This is a genomic window from Novosphingobium sp. FKTRR1, assembly GCF_020404405.1.
GTDB lineage: Bacteria > Pseudomonadota > Alphaproteobacteria > Sphingomonadales > Sphingomonadaceae > Novosphingobium.
In genome coordinates, this window is sequence record NZ_JAIZDA010000037.1 from 19,479 (window position 1) to 28,370 (window position 8,892).

Annotated in this window: 15 protein-coding genes; 2 read left to right on the forward strand and 13 right to left on the reverse strand. The window is 62.0% G+C overall.

The window, feature by feature from the left end; all coding sequences use genetic code 11:
* Nucleotides 1–180 precede the first annotated feature (180 nt).
* A complete protein-coding gene (gene mobQ / locus LDN95_RS20325; protein ID WP_226019378.1) occupies nucleotides 181–3,297 on the reverse strand; it encodes a MobQ family relaxase in 3,117 nt (1,038 codons plus the stop codon).
* Between the two features lie 268 nt (nucleotides 3,298–3,565).
* Here mobQ and LDN95_RS20330 point away from each other — a divergent pair, with 268 nt between their 5' ends.
* Entirely contained in the window at nucleotides 3,566–3,901 is a 336-nt protein-coding gene (locus LDN95_RS20330) for a hypothetical protein (protein WP_226019379.1), read from the forward strand.
* A gap of 56 nt (nucleotides 3,902–3,957) precedes the next feature.
* Nucleotides 3,958–4,362 carry a hypothetical protein gene (locus tag LDN95_RS20335; RefSeq protein WP_226019380.1) on the forward strand — a complete coding sequence of 135 codons (405 nt, stop codon included), beginning with the start codon at nucleotides 3,958–3,960 and terminating at the stop codon, nucleotides 4,360–4,362.
* A 216-nt stretch (nucleotides 4,363–4,578) separates the two neighbouring features.
* Here LDN95_RS20335 and LDN95_RS20340 read toward each other — a convergent pair whose 3' ends face one another.
* The 12 genes from LDN95_RS20340 to LDN95_RS20395 all read right to left on the reverse strand — a co-directional run bounded on the left by LDN95_RS20340 (nucleotide 4,579) and on the right by LDN95_RS20395 (nucleotide 8,685).
* Nucleotides 4,579–4,827 (reverse strand): hypothetical protein, encoded by a 249-nt coding sequence (locus LDN95_RS20340; protein ID WP_226019381.1) that lies wholly within the window; start codon nucleotides 4,825–4,827, stop codon nucleotides 4,579–4,581.
* A gap of 12 nt (nucleotides 4,828–4,839) precedes the next feature.
* Nucleotides 4,840–5,067, reverse strand: a complete 228-nt coding sequence (locus LDN95_RS20345; RefSeq protein ID WP_226019382.1) for a hypothetical protein — start codon at nucleotides 5,065–5,067, stop codon at nucleotides 4,840–4,842.
* A gap of 30 nt (nucleotides 5,068–5,097) precedes the next feature.
* Nucleotides 5,098–5,376, reverse strand: a complete 279-nt coding sequence (locus tag LDN95_RS20350; RefSeq protein ID WP_226019383.1) for a hypothetical protein — start codon at nucleotides 5,374–5,376, stop codon at nucleotides 5,098–5,100.
* A 3-nt stretch (nucleotides 5,377–5,379) separates the two neighbouring features.
* Nucleotides 5,380–5,595 (reverse strand): hypothetical protein, encoded by a 216-nt coding sequence (locus LDN95_RS20355; protein WP_226019384.1) that lies wholly within the window; start codon nucleotides 5,593–5,595, stop codon nucleotides 5,380–5,382.
* Nucleotides 5,596–5,598: 3 nt separating this feature from the next.
* Nucleotides 5,599–5,907: a hypothetical protein gene (locus tag LDN95_RS20360; RefSeq protein WP_226019385.1), complete on the reverse strand. Its 309-nt coding sequence runs from the start codon at nucleotides 5,905–5,907 to the stop codon at nucleotides 5,599–5,601.
* A gap of 3 nt (nucleotides 5,908–5,910) precedes the next feature.
* Nucleotides 5,911–6,549, reverse strand: coding sequence for a transcription elongation protein SprT (locus LDN95_RS20365; RefSeq protein WP_226019386.1), 639 nt, complete (start codon nucleotides 6,547–6,549; stop codon nucleotides 5,911–5,913).
* 61 nt (nucleotides 6,550–6,610) lie between these two features.
* On the reverse strand, nucleotides 6,611–6,895 hold the full coding sequence (locus tag LDN95_RS20370) for a hypothetical protein (RefSeq protein WP_226019387.1): 285 nt from the start codon (nucleotides 6,893–6,895) through the stop codon (nucleotides 6,611–6,613).
* On the reverse strand, nucleotides 6,892–7,206 hold the full coding sequence (locus tag LDN95_RS20375; RefSeq protein ID WP_226019388.1) for a hypothetical protein: 315 nt from the start codon (nucleotides 7,204–7,206) through the stop codon (nucleotides 6,892–6,894). The genes LDN95_RS20370 and LDN95_RS20375 overlap by 4 nt, the downstream gene beginning before the upstream one ends.
* Nucleotides 7,203–7,529 carry a hypothetical protein gene (locus LDN95_RS20380; RefSeq protein WP_226019389.1) on the reverse strand — a complete coding sequence of 109 codons (327 nt, stop codon included), beginning with the start codon at nucleotides 7,527–7,529 and terminating at the stop codon, nucleotides 7,203–7,205. Before LDN95_RS20380 ends, LDN95_RS20375 begins: the two co-directional genes overlap by 4 nt.
* Nucleotides 7,530–7,815: 286 nt before the next feature.
* Nucleotides 7,816–8,070, reverse strand: a complete 255-nt coding sequence (locus tag LDN95_RS20385; RefSeq protein WP_226019390.1) for a hypothetical protein — start codon at nucleotides 8,068–8,070, stop codon at nucleotides 7,816–7,818.
* 44 nt (nucleotides 8,071–8,114) lie between these two features.
* Nucleotides 8,115–8,360: a hypothetical protein gene (locus LDN95_RS20390; RefSeq protein ID WP_226019391.1), complete on the reverse strand. Its 246-nt coding sequence runs from the start codon at nucleotides 8,358–8,360 to the stop codon at nucleotides 8,115–8,117.
* Between the two features lie 19 nt (nucleotides 8,361–8,379).
* Entirely contained in the window at nucleotides 8,380–8,685 is a 306-nt protein-coding gene (locus tag LDN95_RS20395; RefSeq protein ID WP_226019392.1) for a hypothetical protein, read from the reverse strand.
* Nucleotides 8,686–8,892 lie beyond the last annotated feature (207 nt).

Below are 8,892 nucleotides of genomic sequence, written 5' to 3' on the forward strand. Positions count from 1 at the left end.
TAGGTGTTTCCCCTTCCTGTTGTTGTTGTCGTGTTGTTAGTTTCTTGACGACGCGAAGGCGCGGCAACGCGGGCGAATAGCTCCGCCTTGGTCGCCCTTGCTTCTCGATTTAGCCGGTGTGAGCCGGAGCCGGGTTTTGTCCTACTGTCCTCGCCGGGGGCAACCCAAGGCCCGGCAAGGTCATCGCGTTCGGCCTCGATCTCGGAACCGGCCCCGTTCACGCTCCGGCCTCTCGGCTGCTTCGTGCTCGGCCGCTGCCTTTGCTTTGGCGATCCGATCCGCCGTGATGTCAGTAGTTTCCCCGGCCGGGCGCGTCGTCTCCTGTGCCGCCGGTTTCGGATCGGGGGCAGGGGTCCGCGTTTCGGTCGCCTTTGGTGCCCCTGCGGCCTTCCGCTCCATCACGTCGCGGGCCATCTGGTCGCGCTCAAGCTGGCCCTGCCTGCGGGCCTCGGCCTGTTGGGTGGCGTGCTCGCCCGCCCGTTCCTCGGCCGCACGCTTGGCGACAAGCTGCGCGATCCGCACGGCGTCGGCGTCGCGGACATGCGCCCGGTGGAGCGCCTGCGCCTGCCGGAAGGGGTTTCGTATCGCCGCGATCCTCGCGCCGATCCCGCGTGCCATGGCCGCGCTGCGGGCCGTGGGGCCGCTCTGGCCTCCCGCCTGCGGCATTGCCCCGGCCGGAGTCTCGCGGCCGTCCTGCGGGCTTCCTGTGGCCCCGCGTGCGGCGTCGCCAAAGCTGCCGGTGTCCTTCCGGCCGTCGCTGTGGAACTGCGACGCGCTGCGGCGTTCCTCAACCCGGCCCATTTGCCGGGCGAGGCGGTCGAGGTCGCCCGAATGATCGGGCGCACGCTTCGCCTGCTGATCCTGCACATAGCTGACGTAATCAGCGAAACCATGACGGGCGGCAAGCTCCGGCTTGGCTTCCGTCCAACGGGCATAGGACTTTTCCGCGCTCTTGTGCTGCGGCTCGGTCAAGCCTTCAACCCCGCCGGTCGCCATCATCCAAGCATCCGCGCCCCGCGTCGTGAACAGGTTCACGCTCTCGCGGTGTCGGCTCAAACCGACATAGCTGGAAGCCGCGCCCATGCTGGCCGAATGCAGGACATAGGTTTGATCCAACGTCCGGCCTTGGCCCTTGTAGATCGTCCCGGCGTAGCCGTGGCGGAAGCTGTTGAACTCGCCCGCCTCGGCGTTGTCGCCAACGGAGAAAGCGACGGTGCGGCCCGGCCGTCCCTTCTTCCCGTCGAGCGTCACGGTAATGCGCTGGCCGTCGATCTGGTCGATGGTCCCGGCCGCGCCATTGATGAACCCCGCCCGGCGCATGTGCGGATCGGCAACCGATGCGGTGAACATGATCCGGTCGCCCTTAGCATAGTGCGCCGGGCCATCGGTTCCCTTCAACAGATAGTCCGCGCCAAGCTGCCCCCGCTCGGCCGCCAGCGTCCGCAAGTCGCGGTTCAACTCGGCAACCTCCGCGTTACTGTTGGCGAAAACGAACCGGGTTTTACCCGGCTCGGCCGCCGTGTCGGCCGCGTATTTCTCCACAAGCGCGGCGCGGGCTTCCTCGGCCGTCTGCGCCCAAGTGATCGCCCCCTTGCGGTCGAACAGGTCGAGGGCAGGGCGGAAATCGCCCTCGTGCATCCGGTTCCATGCCCGGCGTTCCTCGGCGTCCGTGACGCGCCGGACAGTGTGAAGCTCGGCCGCGCCATGTTCCTGACGCAACGCCCCGAACAACCCGCCGCGCTCGATGCTGGCAAGCTGCGCGTCGTCGCCTACGCCAATCACTTTCGCCCCGGAAGCCCGCGCCGCTGCCATCAAATCGGCAATGGCCCGCGTGGACAACTGCGCCGCCTCGTCCACAATCAGGACCGTGCGATTGTTCCAAATGCTCGATCCGTGCTGAACCCGCATAAGCTCGCTTTTGATCGTCTCGGCTTCTGCAAAACCGTCATCCCTCATTTCGTGAACAACCGGATTGGTCCACGACATGCCGATGACGCGATAACCGGCCTCCGCATAGGCATCACGCACCGCCGAAATGGTCGTGCTCTTGCCGGTGCCTGCCTCGCCAACGATCATCGAAAAGCCGCCCGGCCCGGTTGCCCGGTCGAAGGCTGCACGCTGTTCGTGGTCAAGGTGCGCGTGCCGGTCCAACGCCTCCGCCTTCTGCCAGTCCGTCAAGCCGTGACTGCTGTTGCCAGCCAAGGCGCGGGCGTCCTGCATGGCCTGCATTTCGGTCGCCAGCACGGCCCGCGTGGTATAGCGGGAAACCGGCGCGTCCGCCGTCTCGCGCAAGCCAATAACCTCCGACCGAACAAGAATGCGGTCGGTGACTTCGGCCCGCTCCCGCTTGTCCTCAATCTCGCTCCGCAAAAGCCGGTCTAGGTCCGCCCGGCTGAACGTCGAACGGCGTTCCGTGATCGCGTCCAGCACCTTCGCCGGGTCGAGCGTGCGAACGGCCGCCCGTTCCTCGCGCTCGGCCTGACGCTCGGCCCGCGCCGTCGCCTCGTCGCGGATTTCATTCGTGATCGTGTCAAACTCGGCGCGAAGATTTTCCCTCTGCTCGTTGCCAGCCTTGGCGGCCCGATTCCGGTCGCCTAGGTCGGTCGCCTCGCCGTTGCGCTCCATCGCGGAAGCCGATGGGCCAAGGTGAATAGTCGCCTCTTTGTCGATCCCCTGCGCGACATAGCTCCGATGGTCAACGCGAACGTCAACGCCTTCGCGCTCATAGGCAGCGTTCTGTATCTCGGCCCATTTCGCCCGGATTGCCTCAAGATGCTTGCCGCTCGTGCGCGGGCTGTCCAACTCGCGGACCTTCCCGCCAAAGCCCGCGTCGGTCATGATCCGGGTCGAGGTCAGAACATGCGCGTGGTGATTGCGCTGGTCGCCGTCAACGTCCGGCGCGTGGATGGAAAAATCCACCACCACGCCATAGGTCGAGGCGAGATATTCCGCAAACTGGCGCGTGGCCGCAAGGCGGCCCTCCGGGCTGATCTCATGCGACAGGCCAATGATGAAATCGCGGCCTGTCTTTGCCGTATCGCGCCGCGTGCTCTTGTCCTCTGCCGCCTCCGCCGCGTTCCAAACGGCGGCACGGTCTTTCGCCCATGCGGGCGAACCGGGAGGCGCGATGATCTCCGAATGCAAGACACCCTGCTTGCGGGTGTAGTCGTGCGTTAGGCCGGTTCGGGCGTCGGCGATCTTCTCGGCGGCACGGTAGGCAGCGGCGGCCACGGCACTACGGCCGGTTGCACGAGAAACCGCTTTTGCCTCACAGTGAAAATGTCCAGTCGCCGCCACGTTGTTCCTGCCTAAGCACGCATTGCCCGAAGGGTAATGCTAAAGTGCGCCCTTCATACTTCGGGATGGTAGCATATCCACCGCCCGCTTTCCATGGTAAACACCATAGGCCCGGATAGACCCTCTAAATGCCCGCTATCCCCTTGATCCGCAACGGGCAAGCACAGGCCGTTTAAACGCACCCCCGGTTGTCAAGGCTTTCCGTTGCGTTCCCGTGGCTGCTGTGGTATCCTCGTGTTGTCCACAATGCCCTAGGAGGTCACACACAATGCCGCGCATGAAACCAACCGATAAAATCGAAGCCCTCCGCCAGAAACAAGCGCAAATTGCCGCCCAACTCAAGGCGGCCGAAGCACGCGAAAAGGAAACCGTCCGCAAGAGCGACACGCGCCGCAAGGTCATCGCCGGGGCGCTGGCTGTCGAGCATATGGACAAGAACCCCAAGAGCGAATTTGCGAAGGTCTTGGGCAACCTCCTGAATGAATACGTCACCCGTCCCGGTGATCGCGCCTTGTTCCCGTCGCTGCCCGAACTTGGCGAGGATGGGAAACCCAAGCTCGGACAACCGCCCAAGCTCCAAGTGGTCGAGACTGCGGCGGAGTAGCGTTTAAACGCCCTCCGATACCGGGGGCATCAATGTCAATGTGGAAGGGGTCGAGCATGAACATTTACGAGCATCAAATAGTCTTCGACCGCGAGCGCACCACGTTTGAAGGCTTCCCCGTCTTCGACTTCCATGTTGATCTGAACCTTGGCATGGCGGAATACCGGCCCGGCCTGCTGCGCTTCGATATTCGCCGGATCGACGCTCGCCCGGTCAAAAAGACGGATACCGCGCCAGAGGATTTGCGGGCCGTCCTGATCCACATAGACGCGGATCAACCAACGCCAACGCCAGAGCGTTTAAACGCACTCGGTAGCATGGCGATTGCCGCCTATTGGTCCGATCTGGAACTTAGCCGTTTCGGGTTGAAACGTCGCCGGGAAGCCGCGCAAGCCGAAAGGTCCGCGCTCCGAAGGCCAAAACAGGCAAGAAAAATCGGACCGGCTGCGCCGGGTGTTTAAAAGAAAAAGCAAGGGCGCTCATCGGCGCGCCCTCGGCCGCCAAGCGGCCTCACCCCCTAGGATATTTGAAAAGGGTAATTTGCAAATGAAGTGCCAGAATCTTGACTTTTGGTGCTGAGTTTGGTAGGGTTGCGATACGGTACAGCCGGGGACGGCGATGACCGTAAGGGTAATACCGGGGGCCGGGCCACAAGGTTCGGCCCTTCTCTTTTGCTCTCAATCGTGAGGGATAGCCCGGCTTCCGTGGGCATGTCCGAACACCTGAACAGCGGCCTTGCGGTCGCTCTCGCTCGGCTCTCCGGCGACGACATGCACAACCCGGCCCATGTCATGCAACGCGGCGATATTCGGGCTATCGGTGAAGGTGGCAAGCTCGGCGTCGGTCAACGCGGCAAACGCGGACCATGACGCCCCGGCTGCATCCGTGTAGCGGATAAGGCGCAGTTTCTTGGCTGGCCCGGTCATGGCGGACACCCTCTAAACCTCGTAGCCGTGCGACGTGAAAACCTGCGCCATGTTCGCGCCTTCCCATGATCCCGGCCGCTCGATCACAAGCGCCGCGTCCTCGGCCAGCATGGCAAGCAAGCCCTCTATGCTGAGCGGGCCATGCGTGTTCGCCCCCTCGTAGCTCTGGCTGCAATGGCGTGACAGTTGCGCCAATGCCTCGGCCGTCCGGTCGGAAACCTCAATCGTGAATCGCTTCATGGTCCAATCTCCTACGCTCTCGCGCTTAGCTCAAAAGGGCAAATCGTCCTGCAAAATATCGTGGGTTGCGCCGGTCGGAAGCGGCGGGGCAAGGTCGATCCAACGCGGATCGGTTATGCCGGTGTTTATCATCACAAGGTCGATCTCGTCGGGCGTCAACGCGGCGGTGAGAACGTCGCCATAGCTCTGCCAAGCCCGTTCTACGGCTCCGGCGGGCAGACTGTCGGCCTTGCCGGTCAAGACGCGGCGAAAGGCTTCCCCGATCAGGAAGGAAGCTCTTTCGGCGTCGGTAAGACGGTTCGTGCTCATGGCTCAATCCTCCAATCCAGCCATGAAAGCATCGGCCTGCGCGTGTTCATACCCGCTATGAAAGCCCTCCACATAAGCAAGCGCCTGAGCTAACCCGTGCGCGGTGAAGTCAATAAAAATGTAAGTGTCACCCTCGATCTTGAGGGCAAACCCGTGCTCTTTAACGAGTGCGTTTAAACGGCTCATGCCGGGGTCGTTGCCGGTGTTTTTCTTTGTCATGGTCTATTCCCTCTCCGCTTCCCGGCGAATGTTGAACAAGCTCCACACGGTCGCCGGAAACCCTATCCACCGCCGAAGGAAGCCCGGCCCGCCGCCCATTTCTTGCTGACATCTGGTGATGTGGAACAAGGCGGCCTGTAGGTGCTCATGATCGACCATGAACATGCCGCCCCGTGTCGCTACATCGGCGTCAATTTGAGCGAGCATCCGGCGAACCTTGCCAACGCGGGCCTTGAGGTCGTGCTCTCCGGCGTCTTCACGCATCTTGCCGAATGCCGAACCAACGGCCCAAAGGATAAGCGGCGCTTTCACGGCTCAATCCTCCCCGTCCTCGGCATCCTCGCCCCAAGTCCAGCCCTCAACCTCCATCGCGCCATGCGCGGGGCAGCACGGCGCACCCAAGGCGTCCAGCCATTTGCGGGTAATGCGGACGGTGTAACCGCAAGCGGCCGTCTCGCATTCGGCCTTGAGCATCCGGGTTCCCTGCTTCTTCGGGGTGTCGTCGCCGGACTGGTCGAGGTTCAACCGGCCATGTGGCAAGGGGCCAAGCTCGGCCGCGATCTCCGCCAGCCGCGCCGCGAAAACCGCGCCCGGCATGGCCTGCGTCATCTTCCCCTCAAGTCCTACGGCAAGGGCGGCTTTCTTGAAAACTGGCCCGTGGCCCGATCCTACCGGCACGGCCGAATGCACAAGCTCATGCGCCAAGATGCCAAGAACCTGCGCCGGGTCGGACTGATCGGCCCGAATGAAAATCTCGTGGTGGGCGTCGGCGCTGGCCGCTGCGTGCCAGTGCTCCCCGATCCGCTTGCCCTTGCGGCCGGTCGAGGGGAAGCCAACGGAGAAACGAACCGCCTTCGGCAACGGATAGCCCGCCGTCTTGTAGTGCGGGCGTAGCTCGTTGGTGGCGGCCTCAAGCCAAGCGTCGCGGGATTGAAAGCTGTTCTGCTTGGTCATGGCGGCTCACCCAAGAGAGTGTTTAAACATGCTGACAGCATAGTATAAACAAATCGTGTTGTCAACTGGTGGCGTTGTCCACAACTCGGATTTCTGAAAAATCGTGTAGGCAGGTTGCCCGATTCCATGACGCAAGGGCGAGGTCATAGGTCGGCTTCTCCGGCCCGCTCCGGCTGCAATCGGGACACCACACGAAATAGGGTCCGCGCTGGCCCTGTAGGTTCTGGCCGTCCACGAAAGCGCCATCCTTGCCGCACGGGCAACGGTTCGGCCTGTCGGGCAAGCCAAAGAGGGCGAAACGCTCGGCGGGGGGTCGTTGATAGCGGCGGGTGATAAAATCGGTCATGGCTTCCCTATGCGTTTCAGGGTCAACGCCCGGCGTCGGGCGGCAACCCATCGGTTGTGCTTCATCATCTTGCCCCTGCGGCTGTGCCTGCGGCCTGTTGGCCCCAAGGGTGGCAAAGCATCCGGCGGGGGGTTCTCGGCCATCTGGCGGCCCGTGGTGAGGGCTTCCGCGAGGTCTTCCACGCGCAAGGTGGGGCAGTCCGTCCGGCCCCGGTAGCTCAACACATATTCGCCGGGGATCGCCTCGATGTGCAGGCCCATGCGGCGAAACTCGTCCGCCACGTCCTGAAAGGTCAAAGGGGTGTCGCTCATGGCGTTGGCTCCGGCCACGCCGAAAGCGGCGCGATCCGGTAAGGCAAACTTTGCCGCTTCTTCGATGTGTCGAGGTAGGGCAAATAAATACCTTCCTTCGGGCATAGATCACGCGAGATAAAAAAGCCGCTATACCATTCGGGATGTGCGTTGATTTCCTCAAACCCGGCCCGGTAAGCGTCCCCCATTGAATCGCACTCAACAGAACAACCGGCTTGGATTGGTCGCCCGCTATACACCTTCGCTAGATGGGCATACCAATACCGCCCCGTTCCCAAGGTCTTCATGTGCGCTTGGTAGGCGTCAAAAAAAGGATCGCTCATGGCTTCGGCCCCGGCTGCGGGGTGCTACGGGGCGACGTGGGCCGCTGCGGGCCTGTGGGGGCTGACGCGGCCATGTTCGCCACAAGCCACGCCTCGGTATAGGCGCGGCGTCGTGCGGCGTAGGCGGCCTGTTTCTCGGCCGCTGTCCGTGGCTTCGGCTCCTTCTGCCGCTTCAACATCATCGCGGCGGCTGCTATCAAAACTCCTAGGGCTATCGACATGCTGAAAACTCCTTTTTGCTTGGCAATGGTCTGGTTGTGCGTTTGTCGCGTTGTCCACAACATAACTATGGCTTGGGTTTTTGGGGTTGCGCTGGCTGTGATCCCGGCCCCGGCCGCTGCGGGCCTTCCTTGCCGCCCTCAATGGTCTTGATGGCGTCGGCCCGCTTCAAGCGCCAAAACGTCTCGCGCACGACATGGTAAAACAGGTCTTCCACGCTCATATTGCGACGCTTGGCGATCTCCGCGAAGGCGTCGTAAACCTCTTGGGTGAGGTTTTCGGCGGTCAGTTTTTCGGTTGGTCCCTTGTCGTTCTCATTCATCAATCCCCCTCTGTCAGTTGTTATTTTTATACGTTGTCCACAACTTAACTAAACCGCTTGGCCGCCCGGATAATGGCGGTAACAACCAAGTAATCCTTGAAGGCGTCCACAAGGGCAGGGTTGCGACTGCATAAGATTTCCGCCTCAAGGCGGTCGGCCTCGCCCGCGATTTCCCAATAGGTTTGCTGCGAGAATTGGGCGGGTGTTACCGGCTTGATCCTCCGCGTATAGCGTCGCTTGACCCTGCATTGCGGCCCGGCCCCCTCGATCTGCTCTGCCTGTTCGTTCATGCTGATCCCCTTTCTAGGTCTAGGCGACGGCGCAAGCCTGCCCGGTCAAGGCGTCCCGTCTGGTGGCAAAGCGGCGAAGCTCGGCCCGGACTTCCTCGGCGCGAAAGCTGGTGTAGGTGTCCGCCCAATCCTCGGCGTCCTCGAAACACTCGAATATCTCAAGCCGGTAGCAATCGGCTTTCATGTATTCGATAGCGTCGTCTATGGTTTCCGGGGGATTGACGCACTCGCCATTCGCCAGAACATAGGCTTTCAGCAAAACGAGTTTATCGCTTAGCTCATAGACCTTCACGGTTCCGCTCAATTGCATTTCGATATAGAGCATGTCTCCCCCGTTGTTGTTATTCGTAATTACCAATATATTACCATTTCGTATCAAATACAATGTATTTGTGTCGAATTAACGTAACTGCTCAGGTGGTTGGCAATGAGGCCGATCAAGCGACCGCGAAGCGTCCGTCGACGAGGTCTCGGATTGCGCTGAGTGCGGACTGGCCAGAGAGGCGTGCGGTGCCGGTGACGGAACGGTATC

Coding starts and splice junctions, on each gene's coding strand:
- LDN95_RS20395 (WP_226019392.1), bottom strand. CDS start 8,685: ATGCTCTATATCGAAATGCAATTGAGCGGAACCGTGAAGGTCTATGAG.
- LDN95_RS20375 (WP_226019388.1), bottom strand. CDS start 7,206: ATGAGCGACACCCCTTTGACCTTTCAGGACGTGGCGGACGAGTTTCGC.
- LDN95_RS20340 (WP_226019381.1), bottom strand. CDS start 4,827: ATGACCGGGCCAGCCAAGAAACTGCGCCTTATCCGCTACACGGATGCA.
- LDN95_RS20355 (WP_226019384.1), bottom strand. CDS start 5,595: ATGACAAAGAAAAACACCGGCAACGACCCCGGCATGAGCCGTTTAAAC.
- LDN95_RS20390 (WP_226019391.1), bottom strand. CDS start 8,360: ATGAACGAACAGGCAGAGCAGATCGAGGGGGCCGGGCCGCAATGCAGG.
- LDN95_RS20385 (WP_226019390.1), bottom strand. CDS start 8,070: ATGAATGAGAACGACAAGGGACCAACCGAAAAACTGACCGCCGAAAAC.
- LDN95_RS20345 (WP_226019382.1), bottom strand. CDS start 5,067: ATGAAGCGATTCACGATTGAGGTTTCCGACCGGACGGCCGAGGCATTG.
- LDN95_RS20380 (WP_226019389.1), bottom strand. CDS start 7,529: ATGAGCGATCCTTTTTTTGACGCCTACCAAGCGCACATGAAGACCTTG.
- LDN95_RS20350 (WP_226019383.1), bottom strand. CDS start 5,376: ATGAGCACGAACCGTCTTACCGACGCCGAAAGAGCTTCCTTCCTGATC.
- LDN95_RS20365 (WP_226019386.1), bottom strand. CDS start 6,549: ATGACCAAGCAGAACAGCTTTCAATCCCGCGACGCTTGGCTTGAGGCC.
- LDN95_RS20330 (WP_226019379.1), top strand. CDS start 3,566: ATGCCGCGCATGAAACCAACCGATAAAATCGAAGCCCTCCGCCAGAAA.
- LDN95_RS20335 (WP_226019380.1), top strand. CDS start 3,958: ATGAACATTTACGAGCATCAAATAGTCTTCGACCGCGAGCGCACCACG.
- LDN95_RS20370 (WP_226019387.1), bottom strand. CDS start 6,895: ATGACCGATTTTATCACCCGCCGCTATCAACGACCCCCCGCCGAGCGT.